24 protein-coding genes, 1 other RNA gene and 1 pseudogene are annotated in these 26,607 nt (G+C 69.5%); 9 read left to right on the forward strand and 17 right to left on the reverse strand.

Annotated features, from left to right (window positions below):
• Positions 1-1,911 (reverse strand): O-linked N-acetylglucosamine transferase, SPINDLY family protein, encoded by a 1,911-nt coding sequence (locus ABAZ39_RS08895; RefSeq protein ID WP_038528627.1) that lies wholly within the window; start codon positions 1,909-1,911, stop codon positions 1-3.
• Between the two features lie 29 nt (positions 1,912-1,940).
• Entirely contained in the window at positions 1,941-2,879 is a 939-nt protein-coding gene (thyX, locus tag ABAZ39_RS08900) for an FAD-dependent thymidylate synthase (protein ID WP_038528629.1), read from the reverse strand.
• A gap of 95 nt (positions 2,880-2,974) precedes the next feature.
• On the opposite strand from thyX, the gene ssrA reads away from it, so the two are divergent.
• From ssrA to ABAZ39_RS08910, 3 genes are all read left to right on the forward strand, one after another.
• Positions 2,975-3,351: a transfer-messenger RNA gene (ssrA, locus tag ABAZ39_RS33725) on the forward strand.
• Positions 3,352-3,382: 31 nt separating this feature from the next.
• Positions 3,383-3,952, forward strand: coding sequence for an SspB family protein (locus ABAZ39_RS08905; protein ID WP_038528632.1), 570 nt, complete (start codon positions 3,383-3,385; stop codon positions 3,950-3,952).
• 24 nt (positions 3,953-3,976) lie between these two features.
• Positions 3,977-4,354 carry a TfoX/Sxy family protein gene (locus ABAZ39_RS08910; protein WP_038528635.1) on the forward strand — a complete coding sequence of 126 codons (378 nt, stop codon included), beginning with the start codon at positions 3,977-3,979 and terminating at the stop codon, positions 4,352-4,354.
• Positions 4,355-4,358: 4 nt separating this feature from the next.
• Here ABAZ39_RS08910 and ABAZ39_RS08915 read toward each other — a convergent pair whose 3' ends face one another.
• Complete coding sequence (locus ABAZ39_RS08915; protein ID WP_051657888.1) at positions 4,359-5,066, reverse strand: COQ9 family protein; 708 nt, start codon at positions 5,064-5,066, stop codon at positions 4,359-4,361.
• Between the two features lies 1 nt (position 5,067).
• Positions 5,068-5,610 carry a peptide deformylase gene (gene def, locus ABAZ39_RS08920; protein WP_038528638.1) on the reverse strand — a complete coding sequence of 181 codons (543 nt, stop codon included), beginning with the start codon at positions 5,608-5,610 and terminating at the stop codon, positions 5,068-5,070.
• Between the two features lie 216 nt (positions 5,611-5,826).
• Between def and rpsU the strand changes: the two genes are divergently transcribed.
• Both rpsU and panB read left to right on the forward strand, forming a co-directional pair.
• Positions 5,827-6,030, forward strand: a complete 204-nt coding sequence (gene rpsU, locus ABAZ39_RS08925) for a 30S ribosomal protein S21 (protein WP_012974546.1) — start codon at positions 5,827-5,829, stop codon at positions 6,028-6,030.
• A 194-nt stretch (positions 6,031-6,224) separates the two neighbouring features.
• Positions 6,225-7,049, forward strand: a complete 825-nt coding sequence (panB, locus tag ABAZ39_RS08930) for a 3-methyl-2-oxobutanoate hydroxymethyltransferase (protein ID WP_038528641.1) — start codon at positions 6,225-6,227, stop codon at positions 7,047-7,049.
• Between the two features lie 69 nt (positions 7,050-7,118).
• Here the strand turns inward: panB and ABAZ39_RS08935 are convergent, their stop codons facing one another.
• The 4 genes from ABAZ39_RS08935 to ABAZ39_RS08950 form a co-directional block, all read right to left on the reverse strand.
• On the reverse strand, positions 7,119-7,406 hold the full coding sequence (locus tag ABAZ39_RS08935; protein ID WP_038528644.1) for a DUF1330 domain-containing protein: 288 nt from the start codon (positions 7,404-7,406) through the stop codon (positions 7,119-7,121).
• Between the two features lie 96 nt (positions 7,407-7,502).
• Positions 7,503-8,897, reverse strand: a complete 1,395-nt coding sequence (locus ABAZ39_RS08940; RefSeq protein WP_038528648.1) for an NAD(P)(+) transhydrogenase (Re/Si-specific) subunit beta — start codon at positions 8,895-8,897, stop codon at positions 7,503-7,505.
• A gap of 2 nt (positions 8,898-8,899) precedes the next feature.
• Complete coding sequence (locus ABAZ39_RS08945; RefSeq protein WP_038528650.1) at positions 8,900-9,322, reverse strand: NAD(P) transhydrogenase subunit alpha part 2; 423 nt, start codon at positions 9,320-9,322, stop codon at positions 8,900-8,902.
• A 27-nt stretch (positions 9,323-9,349) separates the two neighbouring features.
• Positions 9,350-10,525: a Re/Si-specific NAD(P)(+) transhydrogenase subunit alpha gene (locus tag ABAZ39_RS08950; RefSeq protein WP_038528653.1), complete on the reverse strand. Its 1,176-nt coding sequence runs from the start codon at positions 10,523-10,525 to the stop codon at positions 9,350-9,352.
• A 421-nt stretch (positions 10,526-10,946) separates the two neighbouring features.
• Here ABAZ39_RS08950 and ABAZ39_RS08955 point away from each other — a divergent pair, with 421 nt between their 5' ends.
• Positions 10,947-11,195, forward strand: a complete 249-nt coding sequence (locus ABAZ39_RS08955) for a DUF2312 domain-containing protein (RefSeq protein ID WP_014239966.1) — start codon at positions 10,947-10,949, stop codon at positions 11,193-11,195.
• 35 nt (positions 11,196-11,230) lie between these two features.
• Here ABAZ39_RS08955 and ABAZ39_RS08960 read toward each other — a convergent pair whose 3' ends face one another.
• From ABAZ39_RS08960 to ABAZ39_RS08970, 3 genes are all read right to left on the reverse strand, one after another.
• Complete coding sequence (locus ABAZ39_RS08960) at positions 11,231-13,444, reverse strand: anthranilate synthase (protein WP_038528657.1); 2,214 nt, start codon at positions 13,442-13,444, stop codon at positions 11,231-11,233.
• A gap of 237 nt (positions 13,445-13,681) precedes the next feature.
• Positions 13,682-14,407: a cation efflux transmembrane domain-containing protein gene (locus ABAZ39_RS08965; RefSeq protein WP_051657889.1), complete on the reverse strand. Its 726-nt coding sequence runs from the start codon at positions 14,405-14,407 to the stop codon at positions 13,682-13,684.
• Between the two features lie 52 nt (positions 14,408-14,459).
• On the reverse strand, positions 14,460-15,398 hold the full coding sequence (locus tag ABAZ39_RS08970) for a cation diffusion facilitator family transporter (RefSeq protein ID WP_038528660.1): 939 nt from the start codon (positions 15,396-15,398) through the stop codon (positions 14,460-14,462).
• A 173-nt stretch (positions 15,399-15,571) separates the two neighbouring features.
• Here ABAZ39_RS08970 and ABAZ39_RS08975 point away from each other — a divergent pair, with 173 nt between their 5' ends.
• From ABAZ39_RS08975 to ABAZ39_RS08985, 3 genes and pseudogenes are all read left to right on the forward strand, one after another.
• Entirely contained in the window at positions 15,572-16,009 is a 438-nt protein-coding gene (locus tag ABAZ39_RS08975; protein ID WP_038528663.1) for a CBS domain-containing protein, read from the forward strand.
• Between the two features lie 181 nt (positions 16,010-16,190).
• Positions 16,191-17,210 carry a response regulator gene (locus ABAZ39_RS08980; protein ID WP_038528665.1) on the forward strand — a complete coding sequence of 340 codons (1,020 nt, stop codon included), beginning with the start codon at positions 16,191-16,193 and terminating at the stop codon, positions 17,208-17,210.
• A gap of 382 nt (positions 17,211-17,592) precedes the next feature.
• A pseudogene (locus ABAZ39_RS08985) lies at positions 17,593-21,099 on the forward strand (indolepyruvate ferredoxin oxidoreductase family protein); the annotation flags it as partial.
• A 49-nt stretch (positions 21,100-21,148) separates the two neighbouring features.
• Here ABAZ39_RS08985 and ABAZ39_RS36075 read toward each other — a convergent pair.
• From ABAZ39_RS36075 to ABAZ39_RS09010, 6 genes are all read right to left on the reverse strand, one after another.
• The gene (locus tag ABAZ39_RS36075) at positions 21,149-22,051 is read right to left on the reverse strand and encodes a glycosyltransferase family 9 protein (protein WP_051657890.1); all 903 of its coding nucleotides are present in this window, start codon (positions 22,049-22,051) and stop codon (positions 21,149-21,151) included.
• On the reverse strand, positions 21,939-22,757 hold the full coding sequence (locus ABAZ39_RS37660; RefSeq protein ID WP_372684156.1) for a tetratricopeptide repeat protein: 819 nt from the start codon (positions 22,755-22,757) through the stop codon (positions 21,939-21,941). Before ABAZ39_RS37660 ends, ABAZ39_RS36075 begins: the two co-directional genes overlap by 113 nt.
• A gap of 37 nt (positions 22,758-22,794) precedes the next feature.
• A complete protein-coding gene (locus ABAZ39_RS08995) occupies positions 22,795-23,460 on the reverse strand; it encodes an SGNH/GDSL hydrolase family protein (RefSeq protein WP_038528670.1) in 666 nt (221 codons plus the stop codon).
• A 169-nt stretch (positions 23,461-23,629) separates the two neighbouring features.
• Entirely contained in the window at positions 23,630-24,583 is a 954-nt protein-coding gene (locus ABAZ39_RS09000) for an anti-sigma factor family protein (RefSeq protein ID WP_038528673.1), read from the reverse strand.
• Positions 24,583-25,092: a sigma-70 family RNA polymerase sigma factor gene (locus ABAZ39_RS09005; protein WP_014239953.1), complete on the reverse strand. Its 510-nt coding sequence runs from the start codon at positions 25,090-25,092 to the stop codon at positions 24,583-24,585. Before ABAZ39_RS09005 ends, ABAZ39_RS09000 begins: the two co-directional genes overlap by 1 nt.
• A 214-nt stretch (positions 25,093-25,306) precedes the next feature.
• Complete coding sequence (locus tag ABAZ39_RS09010; protein WP_081862930.1) at positions 25,307-26,578, reverse strand: YeeE/YedE family protein; 1,272 nt, start codon at positions 26,576-26,578, stop codon at positions 25,307-25,309.
• Between the last annotated feature and the right edge of the window lie 29 nt (positions 26,579-26,607).

Genomic DNA, 26,607 nt, shown 5'->3' on the forward strand with positions numbered 1-26,607 from the left:
TCAATCGAAACTGAGCGCGAAGCTCGCCCGCCCCTGCCCGGCCTGGAAGCGCTGCCACATCACGCCGAAGGCGGCCTCCAGCGCGCGGGTGAAGCGCACGCCGTTCAGCGCCGGCGACGCCGCCAGCCGGTCCCGCAGGCCGCCGCGCAGGGCCGCTAGCGCCGCCGGGTCGGCCACCAGCGCCGCCGCCTTGGCGACGTAGCCGTCCGGCCCGTCGGCCACCAGATCGGACAGCCCCGCCGAGGCGAGGTGCGTCACCGAATGGCGGGCGCAGAAGCGGTCGCCGCCCAGCGTCACCACCGGCACGCCCATCCACAGCGCCTCCAGAGTCGTCAGACCGCCGGAATAAGGGAAGGGGTCGAGCGCCACGTCGACCTCGCCGTAGCCGGCCAGGAACTCCCGGTGCGGCGCCCCGCCCCGCAAATCCACCCGCGCCGGATCCAGCCCGGCCCGCTCGAACAACGCCAGGGTGCGCGCGGCGGTGCCGGCGTCGTCCAGGCCCGGCGTGCGCAGCAGCAGGCGGGAACCGGGGACGGCGCCCAGCACGCGTGCCCACAGCGCCGCGACCTCCGCGTTCAGCTTGGGCAGTGCGTTGAAGGAGCCGAAGGTGGCGTGGCCGCGCGTCGCCAGCGGCAGCGAAGCCACAGCCGGCGCGTCCTCGGGCGGCGCCCAAGGGACGTAGGCGTCCGGCATGCGCACGACGCCCTCGATGCACCAACCGTCCGATCCCGGCGGGCTCTGCCGCGAATCGGAAATCAGGTAATCCATGGCCGGCAGGCCGGTGGTGCCGACATAGCCCGCCCAGGTTGCCTGCACCGGCGCCGCGCGCCGCGCGAAGACCGGCAGGCGGTTGCCGAAGGTCTGCCCGGCCAGATCGACCAGGATGTGGATGCCGTCCGCCTGGATGCGCTGGGCCAGCGCCGCGTCGTCCAGGCCGGTGGTCCAGACCCAGTGGTCGGCCTGGGCCATCAGCCGCTCGGTCTTCCAATCCGGGTTGGCGGTGTTGGCGTAGCACACGACCTCGAAGGCCGAGCGGTCGTGGTTCGCCAGCACCGGCTCCAGGAAGAAGCCCACGGGATGGGCGCGGAAGTCCGGCGAGACATAGCCGATGCGAATCTTCGGCGCCGGGGCGGCCACCGCGGGCGCCGGACGGTCGGGGTAGCGGGCGCCCCAGTCCGCGTGGGCCTGGGCGATGGCCGGCATGGTCAGCCCCGGCACGAACTGCATCAGATAAAGGCGCGAGGCGTGCAGCGAATCGACGGTGCCGTGCTGCGCCACCACGGCGTCAATTTCCGCCAGCGCCTCGTCCGCCCGCCCCTGCATGGCGAGCACGCGGGTGGCGCGGTTGGCCCGCACCTCCGCCCGGCCCGGCGCGAGGGCGAGCGCCGCTTCATAGGCATCGTCGGCTTCGCCCAGCCGGTTCATCTCGGCCAGCGCGTTGCCGAGGTTGTAGGGGTGCGCCCAGTTGGCCGGGTCGAGCCGCCCGGCCCTCTCATAGAGCGTCACCGCCTCCGCCCGCCGCGCCTGGGCGCGCAGCAGCACCCCCAGATTGGCGACGGCCGCCAGAGTCTTCGGGTTCAGTGCGATGGCGCGGCGGAAGAAGGCCTCCGCGCGCGCCGAATCGCCGGCCTGGCGCACCGCCTCCGCCATGGTGAGCAGCCCGTCCATCGCCATCTCCAGCGACGGATCGAGGTTCAGCGCCCCGGCATAGGCGTTGGCCGCCCCGGCGACGTCGCCCAGGCTTTCCATCACCAGCCCGTAGTTGGCCCACCAGACGGGGACCGAGGGATAGGCGGCGATGGCCCGCCCGATCAGCTCCAGCGCCTCGTCAAACCGCCCGGCCTGTGCTGCGACGAGGCCCTGGCGGTGAAGTCCATCGGCCTCGTGCGGAGTCATCGGGGGCGGCGTCATGACGGTTGGTCCTTCAGTTGAAGCGGGCGTTACTCGGCGCGGCCGAGCTGGTCCATCAGTTCCCGCCATTCGCGCTTGGACAGTCCGCTGGCTTCCTGGGTCACGGCCTCGCCGGACAGCAGGCGCTTCACGACCTCCAGGCCGGTTTTCGACATGTGGGTGCCGCCCAGCCGGTACTCGCTGAATGCGTCGAACACGGCGGGGACCCAGCGCTTCACCACGTCCAGCATGGCCTCGGCGTAGACGCGGATCTCGTACTGGGCGTGCGGGTCGGCGCGCAGGCTGAGGAAATGAAGAAGGTTGTGGAGATCGACCTTCCAGTACCACTGCGTGTAGTAGTTCAGCGTCAGGTTCATGCGCGCCAGCTCGCGCGCCAGACCCTGGCGCCCTTCCTCGATGGTGGTGCCGTCCTCGCGCTGGTTCAGCATCTCCTCGTAGTGCGCGTAAACCGTCTCCGAATCGTCGCGCAGCAGCTTCATCACCGCCGCCGCCTCGTCGCCCTGAAGAACGTCGCCGCGGCCCTGCCGGTTGACGACGGCCTGGGCGCCCAGGTTCTCGGGCGTCGGGATGTAGAACTCGCGGTCGAGGATGGAGTAGCGCGCGGAGTATTCGTTGACGTTCGCCGTGCGATGGCGAATCCACTGGCGGGCGACGAAGATCGGCAGCTTGACGTGGAACTTGATCTCGCACATCTCGAACGGGGTCGAGTGGCGGTGGCGCATCAGATACTTGATGAGGCCGGCGTCCTCGGTGACCTTCTTGGTGCCCTTGCCGTAGGACACGCGCGCCGCCTGGACGACGGCCGAATCGTCGCCCATGTAGTCGACGACGCGCACGAAGCCGTGGTCCAGGACCTCGATCGGCTCGTAGAGGATCTCCTCCAGGGCCGGAACGGTGGCGCGGCGGGTGGTGGCGGTGACGGCGCGCAGGCGGTCGATCTCGGCGCGCTGCTCGGGCGTGATCGGCATGGGTACTCCGGGGACTGAAATTCGGGCGGCACTCTACGTCCGCGAACCCGGACAGTCACCCCTTTGCAGGAGCCTCCGGTCAGAATCCGCCGCACCCCCTTTCCATATCCGGATGAAGGGCCTATATTGGGTCCGTCGGCAGCAGCCGACTATGGCGATAAACGCCTTGCGGAATAAGCGTTGTGGACCCGGGGGCGGTACCCGGCGCCTCCACCAAACAAACCACCGGTCTCTCGGGCGTTGCCGTAGGGAGCGGGTTCGTTGGGGGCGAAATAGGATCGACACGCGTGGTAAAGGCATGGTCTTCGCCCGGCATGGTTCCGCCGTTATCGGGCCATTGCAATAGTTGCCAACGACAACGTTGCTCCGGTCGCCGTTGCCGCCTAACAGCGGTAACTGACCGAAATCAATCCCCGATGGGTAGCACCTGAGGGTGGGGCCGTGGGCCGCCTAGCAACAGAAGGCCCACACTTACCTGTCTGGCGTTAAGGACCCGCCCAAGAATGCCGAGAGAGCAGTTGCGTTATGACCGCATGGTCGAGGCCGCCCTGCGCGGTGTCGTCCGTGACGCGCTCCGCCAGGTGACGGACCGCGGGCTCCCCGGCGATCATCACTTCTACCTGACCTTCCGGACGGGTTACCCAGGCGTCGACATCCCCGAATATCTGTCGTCCCAGTATCCCAACGAGATGACCATCGTCATCCAGTACCAGTTCTACGGGCTGGAGGCGCTGGACGATCATTTCGAGGTGACGCTGAGCTTCAACAACGTGCATGAGCGGCTGGTGATTCCCTACGCCGCCATCACCACCTTCGCCGATCCGTCGGAGAATTTCGCCCTGCAGTTCCAGCCGGTCGAGCCCGCCGAATCGGCGGAGATCGCCACCATTCCCGCGCGCGAGACGTCGGAGAAGAAGGCTGCGGACGGCAAGGATGGGCCGAAGCCGTCCATCGCGAAGCTCGCCAAGTCGGATATCGGCAAGGCCGAATCCGGCAAGCCCGACTCCGACCGTTCCGGCGAGGAGCCGAAGCGCGGCGAGGTCGTGGCGCTCGACGCTTTCCGCAAAAAATAGGCTTTTACCAACAGGCTCCCCACCATGGCCACGGTCAGCGAACTCGTCCGTTTCCTGTGCGAGTCGCTGACGCCGTTGGGGGCCATCACCGCCCGCCGCATGTTCGGCGGTTACGCGGTCTATTGCGACGGCGTCGTCTTCGCCCTGGTCGCCCGCAACATCCTGTATTTCAAGACCGACGACGGCAACCGCGCGGAGTACGAGGCGCTGGGCCTGCGCCCCTTCAAGCCCTTCGACGACAAGCCGACGGTCCTGCCCTACTTTCCGCCGCCCGACTCGGCGCTGGACGACCCGGACGAGCTTCTGCTCTGGGCCCGCCCGGCCCTGGCGGCGGCGATCCGCACCGCCGCCGTCAAGAAACCGTCCCGCAAGAAAGCTATCCTTAAGAAGGCCAGGGCCTGAGCCGTCAGATGTTCTCGGCCATATGGGCGGAGGCGGTGTCCACCGGAGCGGCGCCGGCACGCTGGCGGACCTGACGGGCAAAGCGCGCCGGACTTGGCAGATGGCTGAGCAGACGGCCGGCGCGGCCCATGGCGGACATCGCCTTGCCCATGCTCATGACGTCGCGGAGCCGGCGGTCCACAAAGGCCCAGGTCTCGGCATGGCCCTCCGACCGGTCGTCCAGCCAGTAGAAGGTCGCGGAGCTGAGCACCGCGGCCAGCGTGGCGCGCTTGGTGTAGTGGTTGAAGTCAGTGGCCGTGTCGCCCGCCGCGAACCACATGGCGTCCACCGTGCGGTAGAGCATGGTCAGCCCCATGCCGATATTCTGCGGCATGGCGAGGTAGGCGAGCAGGCGGCGCTTGGCCTCCATGTGCGGTTCCAGCACCTCGAAATGGGTGCGGATGGCGAGCGCGATCTTCTCGCCCACCCTCATCTCGTCGAGCGGGTGCTTGTCCAGCTCGGCCAGCATGCGGCGGTCGGTCCAGGCGCCGAAATGCTCGGCCAGCTCCGGCACACCGCCGGGGAAGGCGCGGTGCATGGTCGCCGTGTCGTAGCCGGCCATCTGGGCGCCGTCGCGCAGCGCCTGGAGGCTCCAGCCGTCGAACACGATGTTGGGAAGCGTGGAGAGCAGGATGTCGTCCCGCACCGCGTCCATATCCAGCGCAGCGTCCATGTCAGTCTCTCCCCTCCTGCTGTTCCAGCGCCTCGGTGATGTGATGCGCCTCGTCGGTGAAGGCCAGATAGCGCAGATCGGTCATCCGGTCGATGTAAAGCACGCCGTCCAGGTGATCGCACTCGTGCTGGATGACGCGGGCGTGGAATCCCGACGCCTCACGCTCGATGGGTTCGCCATCCAGCCCGACTCCGCGGTAGCGGATGCGCGCGAATCGCGGAACGACGCCGCGCAGCTCGGGGATCGACAGGCAGCCCTCCATCCCGTGTTCCATCCCATCGTCCAGCGGCTCGATCACCGGGTTGATGAGGACGGTCGGCTCCACCGACTCGCCGCCGGAACGCATGGCGGGGACGCGGAACACGATCATGCGCAGCGATTCGTGCACCTGCGGGGCCGCCAGCCCGACTCCGGGCGCGTCCAGCATGGTGTCGATCATGTCGGACGCCAGCCGCCGGATCTCCGGGGCCGTCGGGTCGGGCACGGGGTCTGCGACCTTGCGCAGCACCGGGTGCCCCATGCGGGCGATCTTCAACAGGGCCATGCCCTATTATCTGGGCGGCGCGGGCCGCCGGGCAACCGTTTTGCCCACACCTTGTCGCAGCGGAACACGCAGGGTTGGAAGACTCCGCTTCACAGGCGGCCCCGGCCGTGCTACATAAAGGTCCACACAAGGGGTGCGCCCGAAAGCGCATGCCTGTCGCATGCCTGTTTGTTGCTTCATGGCAACTCGGCTCACTTGATAAAGGTGACGGTTAACGTGCAAGTTCTGGTCCGAGACAACAACGTCGATCAGGCCCTCCGCGCGCTGAAGAAGAAGATGCAGCGCGAGGGCATTTTCCGGGAAATGAAGCTGCGCCGGAACTACGAGAAGCCCTCGGAGAAGCGCGCGCGTGAGAAGGCTGAGGCGGTGCGTCGCACCCGCAAGCTGCTCCGCAAGCGTATGGAGCGCGAGGGCTATTAATCCTCAGGCGCGTTTCGCGCCGGATTGACAGGCGCGCTTCGGCGCGCCGGGCATCCATGCGCGTTCGCGCGCTTGCCCCTCTTGTGTCTTGCACCTGCCGCCCCGCGTCTGCGCGTGGGCGGTTTTGGTGCATCTGCGGTCCGCTTCGCCGCACCGAATAAAGCTTGCCAAGAAAAGAATGGGGAGGGTCGCCAATGAGCGCATCCAAGGACACTCCGCGCGTTTCCGTGCCGGCGCTGCGCGCGCGCAAGGGCGGGGAGCCGATCGTTTGCCTGACCGCCTACACCACTCCGGTCGCCCGCCTGCTGGACCCGCACGTCGATCTGCTGCTGGTCGGCGACTCGCTGGGCATGGTGATTTACGGCTTCGACAGCACGCTGCCCGTCACGCTCGACATGATGATCGCCCACGGCGCGGCCGTGGTGCGCGGCTCGCGCCACGCCTGCGTGGTGGTGGACCTGCCCTTCGGCAGCTACCAGGAGAGCCCCCAGGTGGCCTTCCGCAACGCCGCCCGCGTCATGGCGGAGAGTGGCGCCCAGGCGGTGAAGGTGGAAGGCGGACTGGAGATGGCTGAGACGGTGGCCTACCTGACCACCCGCGGCGTGCCGGTGATGGGCCATGTCGGGCTGCTGCCGCAGTCGGTCAACGCGCTCGGCGGCTACAAGGCGGTGGGCCGCGATCCGGAAGCGGCGGAGCGCATCCGCGCCGACGCCCGCGCCATCGCCGAGGCTGGCGCTTTCTCCCTGGTCATCGAGGGCACGATGGAGTCGCTGGCCCGCCAGATCACCGAGGATGTGACCATACCGACCATCGGCATCGGCGCCTCCCCAGCCTGCGACGGGCAGGTCCTGGTGTCCGACGACATGTTCGGCCTGTTCGGCGAGTTCCAGCCCAAGTTCGTCAAGCGCTACGCCCAGCTCGGCACCGCCATCGGCGAAGCCGCCGCGACCTACGCCGCCGAGGTGAAGGCCCGCAGCTTCCCCGGTCCGGAGCATTGCTTCGGCATCAAGAAGGCGTAAGGCCCCCTTCCCTTTCCCAAAAGAAAAAGCCGTGCGGCTCCGCACGGCTTTTTCTTGTTCCGGGGAGCGTCAGGCGCCGTCCACCACGATCATGCGGAAATCGGCGGCGTCCTTCCGGACCTCGCGCGCTTCACGGTATTCGGGGCTGTCGTAGAAGGCCTTGGCGGTGGCGTAGTCTGGGAATTCCAGGATGACCACGCGGTTGGGCTGCCAGCCGCCTTCCAGCTCCTCCGCCTGCCCGCCGCGGGCGATGAAGCGCCCGCCATTCTTGGCGACCGCGTTCGGGGTCAGCTTCTTGTAGTTTTCATAGGCCGCGGGATTCGTCACGTTCACGTCGGCGATGATGTAGGCGGGCATGGCGTCCTCTCTCCGTTTCTTGTGAGGGCAAAAAGAAACCCCCGGGGCGCGCCGGCCCCGGGGGTTCATCTTACGCCACACCGGTAAGGGTGCGGGTCACTCCATCGACTTCACGACCTCTTCGGTGACCTTCTTGGCGTCGCCGAACAGCATCATGGTGTTGGGGCGGAAGAACAGCTCGTTCTCGACGCCGGCGTAGCCGGCGGCCATGCCGCGCTTGATGAAGAACACCGTCTTGGCCTTCTCGACGTCGAGGATCGGCATGCCGTAGATCGGCGACTGCGGATCGGTCTTGGCCGCCGGGTTGGTCACGTCGTTGGCGCCGATCACGAAGGCCACGTCCGCGGTGCCGAAGTCGCGGTTGATGTCCTCCAGCTCGAACACCTCGTCGTAGGGCACGTTGGCCTCGGCCAGCAGTACGTTCATGTGCCCGGGCATGCGCCCCGCCACCGGATGGATGGCGTACTTGACCTCGACGCCCTCCTTCTTCAGCAGGTCGGCCATCTCGCGCAGCGCGTGCTGGGCCTGAGCCACCGCCATGCCGTAGCCGGGGACGATGATCACCGACTGGGCGTTCTTCATGATGTAGGCCGCGTCCTCCGGCGAGCCAGCCTTGACCGTGCCGCGCTCGCCGCCGCCGGCCGCTGCCGACGCCGCCCCGCTGTCGCCGCCGAAGCCGCCCAGGATGACGTTGAAGATCGAGCGGTTCATGCCCTTGCACATGATGTAGGACAGGATCGCGCCCGACGAGCCGACCAGCGCGCCCGTGACGATCAGCAGGTTGTTCTGCAGCGTGAAGCCGATGCCCGCTGCCGCCCAGCCCGAGTAGCTGTTCAGCATCGAGATGACCACCGGCATGTCGGCGCCGCCGATCGGCAGGATCAGCAGGAAGCCGAGCGCCAGAGCAACCAGAACGATGATCCACATCGCCACGCCGGAGTTGCTCTGCACCAGCCAGACGATGAGCAGGATGGTGAGGATGCCGAGGCCGGCGTTGAGGTGGTGCTGGAAGGGGAAGACCAGCGGCTTGCCGGTGACCAGGCCCTGCAGCTTGGCAAAGGCGACGATCGAGCCGGTGAAGGTGATCGCACCGATGGCGGTGCCCAGCGCCATCTCGACCAGCGAGCCCTTGGCGATGGCGCCGGGGACGCCGATGCCGTAGGCCTCGGGCGAGTAGAAGGCCGACAGCGCCACGAACACCGCGGCCAGACCGACCAGCGAGTGGAAGGCGGCGACGAGCTGCGGCAGGGCGGTCATCTCGATCTTCTTGGCGATGACGTAGCCGATGCCGCCGCCGATCGCGATGCCGAGCACGATCATCCAGTAGGACTGGACAATGGGCAGGGCCAGCGTGGTCAGCACGGCGATGGTCATGCCGGCCATGCCGAAGAAGTTGCCCTGGCGGGAGGTCTCCGGGCTGGACAGGCCGCGCAGCGCCATGATGAAGCAGACCGAGGCGACCAGATAGAGAAGGGCGGACAGGGTTTCCATGGTTACTTGCCCTTCTTCTTGAACATCGACAGCATGCGCTGGGTGACCAGGAAGCCGCCGAAGATGTTGACGCTGGCCAGGATGACCGCGAGGAAGCCCATGATCTTGGAGAAGCCGAACCCCGCGGGGCCGGCGGCGATCAGGGCACCGACGATGATCACCGAGGACACCGCGTTGGTCACCGCCATCAGCGGCGAGTGCAGCGCCGGCGTCACCCGCCACACCACGTAGTAGCCGACGAAGCAGGCCAGAACGAACACCGTCAGGCCGGTGATGAAGAAGTTGCCGTGGCTCGCCGCGTCCGCGACGGGAGTGGCGTGGCCGAGCGCGGCGGCCTGGGCGGCGAGCGCGTCGATCTGCTGGCTGGCCGCGGCGAGCTGGGCCTTCAGCTCAGCGACGCGGTTGGACAATTGAGTCTGATCCATGTGTCTCTCCCTAATTCCGTCCGGCCTTTAGACCGTCTGGCCGGCGAAGGCGGGATGAACGACCTGCCCATCGCGGGTGAGCGCGATGGCCTTCACGATCTCGTCGTCCCAGTTGAGCGTGACGCGACCCTTTGTGTTGTCTTCGGGGTCCTTGTCGTGCAGTGACTGCAGCAGAGCGAGCAGGTTCTTGGCGTAGAGCAGCGAGGCGCTCTCGGCGATGCGGCTGGGGTAGTTGGCGTGGCCGACGATCTTCACCCCGTTCTCCGTGGTGACGACCTTGCCCAGCTCCGAGCCCTCGACGTTGCCGCCCTGCTCCACCGCCAGATCGATCAGCACCGAGCCCGGCTTCATCGACGCCACATGCTCGCGCGTCACCAGGATCGGCGCCTTGCGCCCGGGGATCAGCGCCGTGGTGATGACGATGTCCTGCTTCTTGATGTGCTCGGCCACCAGCGCCGCCTGCTGGCGCTTGTAGTCGTCGGACATCTCCTTGGCGTAGCCGCCCGCGGTCTCGGCCTGCTTGAACTCGTCGTTCTCGACCGCGACGAAGCTGCCGCCCAGCGACTGCACCTGCTCCTTGACCGCCGGACGCACGTCGGTCGCCGAGACGATGGCGCCCAGCCGCTTGGCCGTGGCGATGGCCTGCAGGCCCGCCACACCGACGCCCATGATGAAGGCGCGCGCCGGCGGCACGGTGCCCGCCGCGGTCATCATCATCGGGTAGGCCCGGCCGTACTCGCTGGCGGCATCGACCACCGCCTTGTAGCCGGCGAGGTTGGCCTGCGAGGACAGCACGTCCATGACCTGGGCGCGAGTGATGCGCGGCATGAACTCCATGGCGAAGGCGTTCACCCCGGCCGCGGCGTAGGCCGCCACGTGGTCGCGGCTGTTGTAGGGGTTGAGGATGGCGAACAGCAGCGCGCCGCGCTTGATCAGCGCCAGCTCGTCGAGGTCCCCTTCCCCGGCCAGCAGCGGGCGCTGCACCTTCAGCACGATGTCGGCGTCGGCCAGCGCCGACGCGGCATCCGGCGCGATCTCCGCGCCGGCGTCCTGATACACCCGGTCCGGCAGGTTCGAGCCCAGACCGGCCCCGGTCTCCACGACCACTTCCAGGCTGAGGGCTTTGAGTTTCTTGACCGTCTCCGGAGACGCCGCGACGCGATTCTCGCCCGCGCGCCGCTCCCTGGGTATGGCGATTTTCATGGTTCTTTATCTCCCCTGCCGCAAGTGGCCGATTTGCGTGCAATCGGCCTAGACCGTCGGCATCAATGCCGGATTTATGTGACTTTGTGAAGCTCTTGAGCGTCGATGGTATTACCAGCGGTGATGGGTGCGGCGCAACAGCCCGGAGAGGGTTGGCACGCCCGCGTGCAACGGAAAGTGCAAGGTCGCCGCTTTCGCACGCTCCCGCCATCGGTCTTTCGCATCAGGCGTCCTCCGACACGGCGCTCGTCGCCACGGGCGTATCCCACTACCGGGCACACCCGGCCGAGACCTTGCGCGCTTTGCCGCGCCCTGTGGCATCCGTGCCGATGACGCCGGGAGTCGCTTGCCATCGACGGCGCCCGCCGATATCGTCCGCGCCGGATTCCCCGGAAGCACCCAATTTGAGGTTACCCTTATCATGTCCGACGTCGGCGGCATTGCGGCGGATCGCCTGAAATCCTTCGTGGAGCGCATCGAGCGCCTGGAAGAAGAGAAGCGCGGCCTGCAGGAGGACATCAAGGAGGTCTACTCCGAGGCCAAGGGCACCGGTTTCGACACCAAGATCATCCGCCAGATCATCCGGCTGCGCAAAATGGACAAGGCCGACCGCCAGGAGCAGGAAGCCATCCTGGAACTCTATAAGGAAGCGCTGGGGATGGTGGAGTAACCACCCCCAACTCCTTCCCCGTTACGCCGCCCCGATCAAGCCGCAGCGTCCGTCAGGGCGCCGGCGGCCAGCCGGTCCATCACGTTGCCCAGCAGGGCAAGACCGGCCCCACCGTCGAGCGACAGGATCGACTCGGGGTGGAACTGCACGGCGGCGAGCGGAAGCCGCCGGTGCTCGACCGCCATCACCAGACCGTCGGCGGTCTCCGCGGTCACCGTGAGGTCCGCCGGCAACCGGTCGCGCCGCGCCACCAGCGAGTGGTAGCGCCCGACCCTCATCCGCTCCGGCAGGCCGGCGAACAGCGCACCGCCCAGCACACGGACCTCCGTCGCCTTGCCGTGGACCGGCTCCGGCAGCACGTCCAGCGCGCCGCCGAAGCGCTCCACCATCCCCTGCAAGCCCAGGCAGACGCCGAACACCGGCAGGCCGAGCGCCAGCGCCGCATCGATGGTGCCGGCCACGTCGAAATCCGCCGGGCGCCCCGGACCGGGGGACAGCACGACCAGATCCGGCCTCCGCTCCGCCAGCGCCGCCCGCGCGTGGCTGTGACGCAGCGTCGTCACCGACGCGCCGGTCTGGCGCAGGTAATCGGCCAGCGTGTGGACGAAGCTGTCGTCGTGATCCACCAGCAGCACCCGCCGGCCCCGCCCGCCGTTGGGAGCCGCCGGAAGAGCGCACGCCACGCCTTCCGTCACCCCGCGGATGGCGTCGCGGAAGGCGGCGGCCTTCAGGCGGCACTCCGCGTCCTCCGCATCCGGGTCGCTGTCGGACAGCAGGGTCGCCCCGGCCCGCACGTAAGCGACGCCCTCGGCCATGCGGATGGTGCGCAGGGTCAGGCCGGTGTCCATCCCGCCGTCAAAGCCCAGCCGGCCGAAGGCCCCGCCGTACCAGCGCCGCGGCGATTGCTCCGTGTCCTCCAGGAACTGCATGGCCCAGCGCTTGGGCGCCCCGGTCACCGTCACCGCCCAGGTGTGGGTGAGGAAGGCGTCCAGCGCGTCCAGGCCGGGCCGCAGCTGCCCCTCGACATGGTCCACCGTATGGATCAGGCGGGAGTACAGCTCGATCATCCGCCGCCCGATTACCCGGACGGACCCAGGCTCGCACACCCGCGCCTTGTCGTTGCGGTCGACGTCGGTGCACATGGTCAGCTCCGCCGCGTCCTTGGCCGAGGTCAGCAGGCGGAGGATCTGGGAGGAGTCGCCCAGCGCGTCGGCCCCCCGCGCCACGGTGCCGGAGATCGGGCAGGTCTCCACCCGCCCGCCCATTCGACCGCCCGCCACCCGCACGTACATTTCCGGGCTGGCGGCGACGAGGAACTCGCCCCGCCCAAGGTTGACGAAGGCCTCGTAGGGCGCCGGGTTGGCGGCGCGCAGCCGCCGGAACACCGCCGAGGGCGCGTCGGCGCAGGGCTCGGCGAAGGTCTGGCCGGGCACCACCTCGAACAGGTCGCCGCGGCGGAAGGCGGCCTTGGCGGTCTCGACGACGCGCTGATACGCGCCGGGCGCGTGGTCGCAGCCGGCCTCGGTGTTGGTGTCGGGGCGGTAGGGATGGTCGCGCCCAGCGCGCTCCAGCCCCTCGGTGCTGCCCGCCACCGTGGCGAACTCATACTCGACGAGCCGCGCGAGTCCTGCGATGGGGTCCAGAGCGACGAGCCGGTCCGGCAGGTAGAGCACCAGATCGCGCTGGTCGTCCGGCCGCTCCAGCCGCAGGCGGATCGGCTCGAACTGGAAGGCGAGGTCATAGGCGAAGGCGCCGTAGAGCCCGAGCAGCGGGTCGTCTGGGGCGGCGAACAGCTCCAGCACCGTGCGCAGGACCGAGAAGACGGAGGGCTGGCGGCTCCGCTCCTCTTCCGGGAAGGGGTGCTGGGGCTTGCGGACCAGGGCGGTGACGCGCGACGGCGCCTCCTCCAGCCCGGCCAGCGCCTCCAGACCGAGCAGGGCCTCGGCGATGGCCGGCAGCAGCACCCGGCCCCGCGCGTTCAGCGCGTCGAGGCGCAGCGTCCGCCCGCGCGCGGTGAGCGCCAGCGGCGGATCGGTGAAGCCCAGCGCGTGGCGGCGGTAGCGGCCCGGCGCCTCCACCCCGCTCGACAGCAGCAGACCGCGGCGGCGGTCGAGCGCGTCGATCACCGGATCGAGGGCGCCCTGCGGGTCGAGCGCCGTCGCCCGCCGCGTGACGGTGACGCCGCCGCGCGTCCGGAAACGCAGCGGTTCGAGGAGGCCGGGGGAAGCGAGGAGATCGGCGGGATACATGGTGGGGTCTCCGGTGGTCGATCCGTTGGCGGACGGACACCCGGAGTTCCCTTGCTCGACACCTGGATTCCCTGATCAGGAAAAAGGCCGCCCGGAAGCTCCGGGCGGCCTTTCGATGGTGTGTGCGCTCACGCGCGTCGGCTGGCCGGCCCGGTTAGACGGGCCACCACCAACGACGAGACAGGGAGGGCGCAACGAAAATCATGGCGGCGAGTTCGCCACAGGGATGCGGCCCTGTCAAGCCCCCTTGCCCAGCCCGGTCGGGTCGGCTGGGGCGTGCCACGCGCGGAGTTCGGCCACCGCCTGCCGCAGCGCCGTGACCGCGGCGGACAGCACCGTGACGGCGATGACCGCCGCGACCAGATGGTCCGGCCAGCCCTGCCCCATCACCCAGGCCCCCGCCGCCGCCATCATCACCGCGGCGTTGGTCAGCACGCCGTTGCGGGCGCACAGCCAGACCGCGCGCAGCGTCAATCCGCCGCGCCGTCCGGCGAACAGCAGGACCGCCACCGACAGGCTCGCCCCCATCCCGAGAAGCGCGACGAGGCTCATCACCGGCGCGTCGGGAACGGTGCCGGCGGTGGCGCTCCACGCCGTCGCGGCCACCACCGCCAGCCCGAGGACGGTGAGCGCCAGCCCTCGCGCCAGCGTCGCCCAGCCGCGGGACTCCAGCCCCCGCCCCATCATCCACAGGCCGACGCCGTGGGTCAGCGCGGCCGCCAGGAAATCCAGCGCGCTCGCCCGCAAGGCCATGGATTGCGTATCCAGCCCCGCGGCCAGCGCGACGGCGGCCATCAGCCCGTTGACGAGCAGCGCTAGGCGCAGGGTCCGGCGGTAATCAGCCTGCCGCCCGCCCTTTGGCAGCCCGGCGTTCGGGCGACCGCTGCCCCCGCCGCTCCCGCAGGAGCCTCCACAGCAATTGCCGGCCATCCCGTCACCCTCCACCCGCGCCACGCGCTCCATTTATCAAGGACACTCTAATGTACACGGTCCGGACCGTCCACAGGACCGGCCGTCATTCCGCCCATTCCGGGTCGCTGGTGAAGACGATAGTGAGCCAGCGGTCAGGGCCTTCGCCACCGATCGCCGCACCCACCTCGTCGCGAATTTTGTCCCACTCCTCCAGCCTGCGCGGCGGCCATCCGCTCGGGACAATGAAGAACAGCTCAATCTGCCGCCCTCGGCCCACTCGCGCGACATAGGCGCGGTAAGAGGAAAAGCCGTGGCGCCGCACGATGTCCAACGCGACGGCGTCGACGTGCCGCTTGAGGTCGGCGGGCGTGACCAGCAGGACGTCGGCCAGCGCCCGCCGCATCGTGCCGACCGGGATCGGGATGACCACCAGACAGACCAGGGCCAGCACCGCCGGGTCGATGTAGGGCGACATCCATTGAAGCCGGGTGCCCTGGATCAGGTATCCGAAAACGAAGGCGACGAGCAGCGCCGCGGTGAGCGCCGCCGACATGATCCAGGCCTTCGCGTCGAGCGCCAGGAAATCGGAGCGGATCGTCCGGTTTGCCCGCGTCGCGAAGACCGCCATGCCGGCCGCGACGAGAACGGTCACGGCCGCGTAGACGATCGCGTGGTCGAAGGCGAGGTCGCGCCCGCCGGCCATCAGACTGCCCACGGCGTTGATGAGCGCGTAGATCGCCGCCCCCATCAGGAGGGTGGCGTTCAGCCCGAGGACCATGGGTTCGAGATGCCAGAAGCCCATGGTGAAGCGCTCGGCCAGCTTGCCGCGGCGCGGGCCGCCAGTGCTTAAGGTGGCGGTCGAAGCGGCGATCAGGTTGGACACCAGCAGCGTCACCATCGTCATGCTGGCGTCCACCAGCGAATAGATGCCGTCGAAGACGATGGCGAAGGAGCCCGACAGCAGGCCGAACAGAATGCCGGCGCCCGCCAGCAGCACCGTGACGGCGATGGACAGGCGAAGAACCTTCTGCTCGGTGGTCATGCGCGCTCCCTTTCCCCGTCCACACGTTGCACTCATGCATAGCGGCCCTGACGAGGCGGCAAAACCGATTTTCCAATCCGGACCGCCAAGCCCTTGCCGGAACCGCCGGCCGCTCCAGGCTCATTCCGAATCGGACCCCGCCGATTCGCCAACCCCAATGAGGGAGGGTGGACATGACCGTCGTTTCCGAGGTTCTGAACCGCAAAGGCCACAATGTCGCATCGATCCTGCCGTCCGAATCCATCCGGACCGCCGCCCGCACGCTGACCGAGCGACGCATCGGCGCCCTGGTGGTGTGCGACCGCCGGGGCCGGCTGGCCGGCATCCTGTCGGAGCGCGACATCGTCCGCGCCGTGGCGATGCATGGCGCCGACGCGCTCGACATGCCGGTGGAGGATCTGATGACCCGTCAGGTCAAGACCTGCCGGCCGGAGGACACGATCAAGGACCTGATGCAGATGATGACCCTGCGCCGCCACCGCCATGTGCCGGTCTGCAACGAGGCGGGCGATCTCGCCGGGGTGATCTCCATCGGTGATGCCGTGAAGGCCCGCCTGGACGAGCAGGCCCACGAGGTGGCCGTCCTGAAGGATCTTGCATTGGTCCGCTAGAGGCACCCCGGACCTCGACCAAGTCCCCGGACGGGGGAGCCGAAGACCAGGCGCACTCCATGAGGCGAAAAGGCTCCCCCGGTCGTGCGCCGAATGGCGCTAACACGTCTCCGCGTCCTGAAATCCCAGGGCGGCGTTCGGATATTCGGTAACGCTTCGTTCCCGAACCTTCGGACCCGACATGCCGCGCCGCTACCCGACCCACCTGAAGATCCTGGTCGTCGAGAACAACCCGCTGCTGCTGCGGGCGCTGCGGGACATGCTGGAGCATTGGGGAGTCGGTCAGGTCGCCCCCGCCGCCAACGGGCAGGAGGCGATGGAACTGCTGCGCCGGGAGCCCTACGACCTGATGGTCACCGACTGGGTGATGGAGCCGGTGGGCGGTGGGCAGCTCGTCCGCTGGGTGCGCGGCTCGGCCAGCTGCCTCAGCCCCGATCTGCCGATCATCGTCCTGACCGCCAACGCCGACGTCGCCACCGTGCGCGCCGCCTGGGACGCCGGGGCGGACACCGTGCTCGCCAAGCCGGCCTCCGCCGCCACCATCGCCCGGCGGATCGAGACCGTGCTGAACAACCCGCGCCGGGGCGGACGCTCCCAAGCCGAGGCGGCCACGGCGAAGCCGACGAACAACAACACGCCGCCGCACTCCCGTTCGGCGCCGGCCCGCCCGGTGATCTCCTCCGCCCCTGCGCCGCTGCGCCTGCCGCCTCCGCCGCCCCGCCTGTCCGGCCCGTCCACGGCGGGAACGGGTCCACTGCGCTCGACCGACCCGAAGATGGTCCGCCTGGTGCTGGCGCTCGACCGGATGGAAAGGGCGCTGGCCTGTCCCGACGCGCTGGGCACGCGGCTGCGCCACGCGGTGTCCGATCTGCAACTGGCCGCCTCCGGCAACGCCGCGGCCACAGCCATCGTCGCGTCGCTGTCCACCTGCGTCACCTGGGTGGACCATGACGGGGAGAGCTTCCAGGAGGCGGCGCAGGCCCATATCGACGCCCTGCGCTGGACCATCAGCATCGGCGGCGGGGCGGACTCCTCCGCCGCCCTGCGGGTCATGATCGGCGCCCTGCGCGCGATGGTGCGCAGCCTCAGCCTGCGCGACGGCAGCGGCCCCAGCCTGTGGCCGGACGGTGCCTTCGGCGCGCCGGACCACGGGGGTGAGGCGGGCCCCTCCTCCAGTCATTCTCCCCTGCCGCCCGCCTGAAGACGTCCCATATCGGGTAAAGAGCCCCCACCCCAACCCTCCCCCGCTTTGCGGGAGAGGGTGCCTTCTGCGAAGCGGCGGCAGTTTCCTCCCCTGCGATAGCGGGGGGAGGGTCAGGGAGCGGGGGGAGGGTCAGGGAGGGGGCAGCGGTCGAACGCATTGGAACGCGAGCGGGAATGTCCCGCCGAAGGGCGATTCCCGCCCGTCCGTTTCACAGCGCTGCGAGTGCCGGACCGTTCCTTGCTTTTTGCAGAAGGAGGCCCGGCGCCGGTTGCCGAATAAGACAGCCTTCGTTACCTTTTTGCTTGTCGAACAAACACAAGAAGCGGCGCGGCGAACGCGCCCCGAACAGCGCTTTTCAGGGCGCCACAAAGGGGATGGAACAATGGCTCTCGCAACCGTGACCCTTGACGACAAGTACGCGCTTGAACAAGGGCGCGTGTACCTGACGGGAACCCAGGCGCTGGTGCGCCTTCCGATGATGCAGCGCCAGCGCGATCTTGCCGCCGGGCTGAACACCGCCTGTTTCATTTCGGGGTACCGCGGATCGCCCTTGGGCGGCTTCGACCAGAATTTGTGGAACGCCCGCAAGTTCCTGGAGAAGAACCACATCCAGTTCCAGCCCGGCGTGAACGAGGAGCTGGGCGCCACCGCGGTCTGGGGCAGCCAGCAGGTCGGCATGTTCCCCGGCGCCAAGTACGACGGCGTCTATTCCATGTGGTACGGCAAGGGTCCGGGCGTCGACCGCTCCGGCGACGTGTTCAAGCATGCCAACGCCGCCGGCACGTCGCGCAACGGCGGCGTGCTGGTGCTGACCGGCGACGACCACAACGCCAAGTCCTCCACCTTCCCGCACCAGTCCGAACACGCCTTCATGCACGCGATGATCCCCGTGCTGAACCCGTCAGGCGTGCAGGAGATTCTGGATTACGGCCTGATCGGCTGGGCGATGAGCCGCTGGTCCGGCTGCTGGATCGCCATGAAGACGATCGCCGAGACGGTGGACACCTCGGCCTCGGTGACCATCGACCCGCACCGCGTCAGCCCGATCGTCCCCGCCGACTTCCCGATGCCGCAGGGCGGCCTGAACATCCGCTGGCCCGACCCGCCGCTGGAGCAGGAATACCGGCTGATGAAGCACAAGCTGTACGCCGCCCTGGCGTTCGCGCGTGCCAACCGGCTGGACAAGGTGATGGTGTCCTCCCCCCGCCCGCGCTTCGGCATCGTCACCACCGGCAAGAGCTATCTGGACGTCCGGCAGGCCTTCGACGAGCTGGGCATCACCGAGGAGATGGCCGCCGACTGGGGCCTCACCGTCTACAAGGTCGGCATGCCCTGGCCGCTGGAGCGCGACGGCGTGCGCCACTTTGCCGAGGGGCTCGACGAGATCGTCGTGGTCGAGGAGAAGCGCGCGGTTATCGAGAACCAGCTCAAGGAGCAGCTCTACAACTGGCACCCCGACGTCCGCCCGAAGGTGGTCGGCAAGTTCGACGAGCACGGCGAGTGGATCCTCCCCTCCGCCGGTGAGCTTTCCCCAGCCCAGATCGCCGTGGTCATCGGGCGCCGGCTGGAGCGCTTCGTCGACAACGAGAATCTGAGGCGCCGCGTCGCCTTCCTCGACGCCCAGGAGAAGCAGAAGGCCCATCAGGCCCGCGTCATCCGCAAGCCGACCTTCTGCTCCGGCTGCCCGCACAACACCTCCACCCATGTGCCGGAGGGCAGCCGTGCGCTGGGCGGCATCGGCTGCCACTACATGGCGACGTGGCTCGACCGCAAGACCGACACCTTCACCCAGATGGGCGGTGAGGGCGTGCCCTGGGTCGGTCAGGCGCCCTTCACCGAGGAGAAGCACATCTTCGCCAACCTCGGCGACGGCACCTACTACCACTCCGGCATCCTGGCGATCCGGCAGGCCATCGCGGCCAAGGCCAACATCACCTACAAGATCCTGTTCAACGACGCCGTGGCGATGACCGGCGGCCAGCCGGTGGACGGCACGCTGACCGTCCAGTCGCTCGCCAACCAGCTCCGCGCCGAGGGCGTGGGCCGCATCGTCGTCGTCTCCGACGAGCCGGAGAAGTACGGCATCGGCGACGGCCTGCCGCAATACACCAGCGTCGAGCACCGCGACGACCTGGACCGCGTGCAGAAGGAGATGCGCGAGGTCTCCGGCGTCAGCGTCCTGATCTACGACCAGACCTGCGCCACCGAGAAGCGCCGCCGCCGCAAGCGCGGCAAGATGGTCGACCCGGCCAAGCGCGTGATCATCAACGAGCTGGTCTGCGAGGGCTGCGGCGACTGTTCCGTCAAATCCTCCTGCGTGTCGGTGGTGCCGCTGGAGACCGAGTTCGGGCGCAAGCGCCAGATCGACCAGTCGAGCTGCAACAAGGACTATTCCTGCACCAAGGGCTTCTGCCCCAGCTTCGTGACGGTGGAGGGCGGGCAGCTCCGCAAGCCCAAACCGGCCGCCGCCAAGGCCGGCGCCGATGCGTCGGACCTGCGCACCCCCACCCTGCCCGCGCTCGACCGGCCCTGGGGCATCTACGTCACCGGCGTCGGCGGCACCGGCGTGGTGACCATCGGCGCCCTGCTCGGCATGGCCGCCCACATCGAGGGCAAGGGCGTCGGCGTGCTGGACATGACCGGCCTCGCCCAGAAGGGCGGCGCGGTGACCAGCCACATCCGCATCGCCGCCACGCCGGAGGACATCCATTCCGTCCGCATCGCGGCGGGCGGGGCCGACGCGGTGGTGGGCTGCGACCTGATCGTCGCCGGGGCGGGCGACGCCCTGTCGAAGATGGCGCACGGCCACACCCGCGCGGTCATCAACACCCACGACACCATCACCGTGGACTTCCTGAAGAAGCCGGACTTCGCGGTGCCGGTCCGGGATCTGGTGGCCGACATCCGCAAGGCCTGCGGCGAGGGGGCGGTGAACGCCTTCGACGCGACCAAGCTGGCGACCGCGCTGATGGGCGACAGCATCGCCACCAACCCCTTCCTGATGGGCTACGCGTGGCAGAAGGGGCTGATCCCGATCACCGCCGAAGCCATTCTGAAGGCGATCGAGCTGAACGGCGTGGCGGTGAAGATGAACACCGACGCCTTCAACTGGGGCCGCCGCGCCGCCGTCGATCTGGCCGCGGTGGAGGCCGCCGCCAACCCGCCGCAGGAGCAGGCCGCCGCCCACGACCTGTTCATCCTCGACCAGCGCCGCCCCTCGGCCAGCCTGGACGAGGCCATCGCCCGCCGCACCGCCTTCCTGACCGATTATCAGGACGCGGCCTACGCCAGCCGCTACCACGCGCTGGTCGACTGGACGCGGCGCGTCGAAGGGCAGAAGATCCCCGGCTCCACCGCCCTGACCGAGGCCGTCGCCAAGGGCTACTTCAAGCTGCTCGCCTACAAGGACGAGTATGAGGTGGCCCGGCTCTACACCGACACCGGCTTCGTCGAGCAGGTCGGGCGGATGTTCGAGGGCGACTACAAGCTGGTCTTCCACATGGCCCCGCCGGTGATGGGCGAGAGCGGCGAGGACGGCGGCGAGCCGAAGAAGAAGCGCTTCGGCCCGTGGATGCTGAAGGCCCTGCGCCTGCTCGCCAAGGGCAAGCGCCTGCGCGGCAGCCCGCTCGACCCGTTCGGCTGGCTGGCCGAGCGCCGCATGGAGCGCCGCCTGATCGCGGAGTACGAGGCGATCATGGGCGAAATCCTCCACGGCCTGACCCGCGACAACCACGCCACGGCGGTGGAGATCGCCCGTCTGCCGCAGGAGATGCGCGGGTACGGCCCGGTGAAGGCCCGCAACGTCGAGGCGGCCAAGGCGAAGGAAGCCGCCCTGCTCGACGGCTTCCGCCAGCCCGCCGCCCCGCAGCCGATGGCGGCGGAATGATCGGCCGACCGTCTCCCCGCGCCCCATCGGCCGTGCGGGGAGACGGTCTTCACGTGGCGGTCATGGCGGCCAGATCGCGGCGCAGCCGGTCCACCGGTTCCGACCAGTCGCCGAACACGGATTGGCGGTAGAGGCGCGCGGTCGGGTACCAGGGCGAATCCGTCCGTCCGAACATCCAGCGCCACTCCGCCCCCTGGTCAAGCAGCACCGCAACCGACTTCCCCAGCGCCCCGGCGAGGTGAGCCACGGCGGTGCAAGGGCTGATCACGATGTCCAGCGCTTGGATCGCCGCGGCGATGTCCGCGAAATCGCGAAGCTCCGACCCAAGGTCGAGGACCGGACCGAGCGGGCGGAGGCGCTCCAGGTCCGAATGCCCGTGAGCGACCTGGAGCAGAATCGCCGTCACGTCGGGGACGCCGGTCAGCGGCCGCACCGCCTCGAACCCCGGCGAGCGCTGGCGGTGATAGGGAAAGGCGACCGAGCCGTGCCAGACCAGCCCGGCCTTCAGCCCCGGCAAGCCGGCCAACCGGTCCGCCCAGCGCCGCGCCGCCGCGTCCGGCGCCCGCAGGTAGGGAACGGCGGCGGGCACGCTGTCCAGATCGGTGCCCATGCGATGGATCAGGCTCATGATGGGGATCTGGAGGTCGTGGGCCGGCGGCGGGCCGTCGAGCCCGGACAGGTCGTCCACCAGTTCCGACGCGCGGAACAGGTCGAGCAGACCCTCCGGCCCGAGGAAGGCCACACGCATCCCCCGAGCCCGCAGCAGCGGAGCGTAGCGGATGAACTGGATGGCGTCGCCATGGCCGCGGTCGGCGTGGATCAGCAGCGTCCGGCCCGGCTCAACCCGACCGTCCCACATCGGCCGGCTGTAGGTCCGCGATGGCTGGAAGGTGGGCAGGCTCAGCCGCGCTTCGTAATCTGCCGCCCCGTCGCGCAGGCGCCCGGTGAGCATCCGCAGCGTCCCCCGCCCGGCTCGCGCCGTGTCCATCCCCGGCGACAGGCGCAAGGCGCGGTCGAAGGCGACCTCGGCCAGGGCGACCGCGTGCCGTCCCAGTCCGGCGAAGCCCAGGTTGGCCCAGTGCTCGGCCGTGGACGGGTCGAGCGCGACGGCCCGGCGCAGCGCCCCCCGCGCCTCGTCCTGCCGCCACGCCGCCAGCAGCGCCGCCGCACCGCCAGCCGGGCGAGGCGTCGGCCGCCGCGTCCAGCCGCTCCGCCTTGCCCAGCGCCTCTGCCAGATTGTTCAGGCTGCGGGCGTGGCCAGGGGCCAGCGCCAGAGCGAGCCGGTAGAGCGCCACCGCCGCCGCGCCATCCCGCGCGCCCAGCCGCAAGTCGCCGAGATCGCAGGCCAGATCAGGCGACAGCACGCCGCGGCGCACGGCGCCGGCCAGCAGGGCCGCCGCCTGGTCCGCCCGCCCCTGGCGCTTCAGGCATTCGGCTTGGCTGCGCGCGTAGACGGGGTTCTCCGGCACGCAGGCGGAGGCCCGCCGGAAGCGCGCCTCGCCTCCCGCAGGATCGCCCGCGGAGACGGCCAGCACGCCCAGGATATTCCAGCACTCGCCGTGGCCGGGGACCAGCGCCAGGGCGCGGACGATCCGGCGCTCCGCCCCCGCCCGGTCGCCCCGCTGGAGCGCGGCGGCGCCCGCGCGGAGAAAGTCCATCGCGTCGGTCACGCGGCCTCCGGTGCTGGTGGTCGGGTCATGGCGGCAGGTCCAGCGCGTTCAGGGCCTCCGCCCAGACCTCCGCGGAGCGGATGGGGTGGAGGTGATGGTCGCCGGGGTTCGGGCTGCGGAACGCCTCGGCGACCAGCCCGCTCTCCGGATCGGTGATGCGCGGCGTGATGTCGACGAAGGGCAGCCCGCGCACCGCCGCCTCGTCGCGCAGGCGCGCGTTGTAGCGGTGGGTCAGCTCGGTGCGCTGGCGCAGCGTGGCGGTGACCTCGTGCCGGGCGCGCGCGATCTTGCCCCGACTGTCGCCGTCCCGGATGGTCGGCAGCACCGCCCCGGTCAGCACCAGCGTGGGATAGCCGCCCTCCAGCAGATCGTCCACGAAGGCGGCGCAGGCGGCCACCGAGTCCTCCAACTGCCGCTCGACGCCGTCGCCGTGCTTCTGCGCCCGCCACCAGATGACGAAGCCACAATCGACCTCGCCGAGTTGGATCACCGGAATGGCGTTCGGATCGGCAGGCAGCAGCGCCTCCTTGAACAGAACAACAGCGTGCGTCTGGCTTTCCGGGTTGCGCAGCCCAATCGAGGTCGCCCCCGGAACCAGCAGACAGCGCGCCGGCCGGTCGAGCAGGCGGATCGTCGCAGCGATCTCGAAGGATTGTACATGGCTGTCGCCGATGAAGTACCAGCCCCGCATGCCCCACGTTCCACGCCGCCACCGGCGCATTGTGGAGCGGCGGCGGGGTGGGAGTAAACCGGGAAACGAAAAGCGGGACGTTGTCTCAACTTGAGCGCCCCAAGAGTCCCGTCATCTCGTAAGGGGGCGCGAGGGGTGGTGCCCCTCGATAAAATCCCCGCCTCCCCGCTTAGCTATCCTTCGGCTTGTGCGTGTCACTGATCGGCTGGACGCCGGCCGGCGGCTGGTCCTGCTGCTGCTGGGGCTGCTGCTCCTGCTGCTGTTGCTGCTGGGGCTGCTGGTTCTGTTGGGCCTGCGGCTCGGGGCGGCGCGGGCCGGCCTTGACGTCGTTGTAGACGGCCTCGGCGACGCGCAGCAGGTCCTCCTTGGACATCCGGCCGGCCAGCGCGTAGGCCAGCGGGCCCTCCACCCAGTAGATGGTCGCCACGTCGCCGTTCTGCGAGAAGCCGAACTTGGCCGGGTTGCCGGAGCGCGGGGCGCCGACGAACAGGGTGACGCGCTTGTTCGCCTCGTTCACGTACATGTACTGGGCGCCGGCCCCCAGTTCGGTCGGCAGCGAACGCCCGCCGATCAGCCGCAGGCCGACCTTGTCGAGGTCCGGGCCGAAGACGTCGCGCCCGACGCGCTTGGACAGCCAGCTGTTCAGCTCGTCCTGGTTGTCGGCGCCAAGCTCGACCTGGAAGCGCTCGTCGGAGGTGTAGAAGCGGTGGGCCTGGGTGGCCTCCTCGGCGAAGGTCTGGAGCGTCTGGCGCTGCTGGACGACCGGCGACTGGTCGACGGCGCCGCGGCCCAGCCAGCCGCCGCCGGCCCCGCCGACGATCAGCATCACCGCCGCGGCCATGCGCACCCAGTGTCGGGCGTGCCAGGGGGCGGCGTTGTCGTTGCCGGGCATGCGCCCGCGCAGCTTGCCCGTCAGCTCATCGACCGGGCCGCTGGCCGGCTCGCGCAGCACAGGGTCGAAGAGTTCGTGCAGCAGCGCGGCCTGGGCGCGGTAGTCCTCTGCCCGGCGGGCGGCATCCGGGTCATCGGCCAGCCATCGCTCCACGAAGAGCCGGCGTTCCGGAGCCAGTTGCCCATCCACGTAGGCATGCAGTTCGTCGTCCGTTACGCAATGCGCGTTCATCACTTCACCCGCCTGAGGGCAACCGAGCCCTCGTTCGCCAGCTTCGCCCTGACCGCCTCGCGCGCCCGTGAGAGGCGCGACATGACGGTCCCGATCGGCACGCCGAGCGTCTCGGCGACCTCCTCGTATTTCAGGCCCTCCAGCGCGACGAGGAGCAGCACCTTGCGCTGTTCCTCCGGCAGGTCGTCGAGCGCGCGCATCATCTCGCGCAACTCCACACGTTCCTCCTGCCGGGCCGGCGTCACCAGCTTCGACTCGACGCTGTCCACGTCGACCTCGTCGGGCCGCGACGCTTTGGAGCGGACCTGATTGACATGGACGTTGTGCAGGATGGTGAAAAGCCACGCCCGCAGGTTCGTCCCCGCCTTGAAGGTGTCGGCGCGCGCCACCGCCCGCGTCAACGCCTCCTGCACCAGATCCTCGGCATCCGAACGGTTGCGCAGCAACGCGCGCGCGTAGCGGCGCAGCGACGCAATATGGACTTCCAGCTCGACCCCGAACGTGCTCAACCGCGCACCCGATTGTTGCCTCGAAGGCTCCATGGACCGCCGGGTGGCGGATCATGGCACTCCTTCAGGTAGGAACGGGTGGCGCGCCCTCCCAGGGCCGAGCCCCCTCGCAAGGACCCGGTACGCCAGGATGAACGCCCCCCGCTCATCGTTTATTCCAGACTTTGATGCCCGTGCAGCAAAAATTCGGCAAAATCGAGGCGGGGGGTTGCGGTCAGTTGCGGACAAAGCGCCGCGGCAGGGCCAGGCCGGCCCACACACCGGCCAGGACGGTCAGGCCGAACACCCAGCCCGACAGGGCGCCGGCCATGGTGCCGGACAGCAGCGTGCCGATCGTGCAGCCAAGCCCGGTCATGCTGCCCCAGCCGAGCAGAAGCCCGCCGCCAAGGCCACGGGCGGCGTCCTTCAGCGTCGGGCGGCGCGGGGTGAACTGGCCGGCGGCCAGCGACGCGGCGAAGCCTCCGGCGACCAGACCGGCGACCAGAAGACCGTTCGGGGTCAGCCAGCTATCGCCCGGCACGGTGGCGCAGCCGGCGAAGCCGTCCAGCCCCTCCAGCCGCAGGGGAACGAGCCCGACCTCGTTGCCCAACTGGCGGGCGGCGCTGCCGATGGCGGAGGTGACCCCCAGCGGCTTGAGCCGCAGGATCACCAGGAAGCCGATCAGCCCGACGCCCAGCCCGCCGATCCAATAGGGCCAACGCCCGTCGAACCAGGAGCGCAACAGGTCTGGCAGGGTGTGCGGAGGCTCACGGACGGCCGTTTCGGGGGCGGAGGCCGCGCGGAAGCGCCAGAGCAGGGCCGCAAGGCCGCCAAGCGCCAGGAGCTGCACCGCCAGCGACCCGCCATAACCCAGATGATGGGGCAGCCAGACCACCGGGGCCGTGATGATGGTGGACAGGTAGAGATCGTTCCAGGTGAGGAAGCCGAGCAGGAAGCCGCCCGCCGCCCCGACCAGAGCGAAGGGGGAGACCGGCGAGCCCTCGCCCAGCCGGTAGAGATGGGCGCTGATGCAGGAGCCCGACACCGCCATCCCCAGCCCGAAGGCCAGACCGGCCAGCGCCAGAACCCAGCTCACCGGACCGATGTGGGCGTCGGGCGGCAGGCGTGGGGCGACCGGGTTGGGCACCCAGGCCCCGAAAACGATGTGATAGCCGACCGTCCCCACCGCCAGGGCGAGCAGGATCGCCAGCAGGCCGCGCGGGTCGCGGCGGTCGATGAAGTCGCGGGCATGGCAGAGGAAGCAAAAGCGCGTCCGTTGCAGAAGCGCGCCGAACGCCGCGCCCAGCGTCAGCGCGAAGGCCAGCGACGGGCCGCCGCCGGGCTGCGCGGCCAGCGCGTAGGCCGCCGCCACGACCGCGCCGGCCAGCAGCAGGGGAAGCAGAACCCGCCCGGCCAGCGCGGTGGCGCCGGAAGCCGGGGCGAGGGCTGCGTGGGGCGTCGGGGAAGCCCGCAAGGCGGGCTCCCCGTTGCGGATCCGGGCCGTCATGCGACGGGTGTCAGTCGGCCATCCATCCA

Source organism: Azospirillum argentinense (genome assembly GCF_000632475.1).
Lineage (GTDB): Bacteria > Pseudomonadota > Alphaproteobacteria > Azospirillales > Azospirillaceae > Azospirillum > Azospirillum baldaniorum.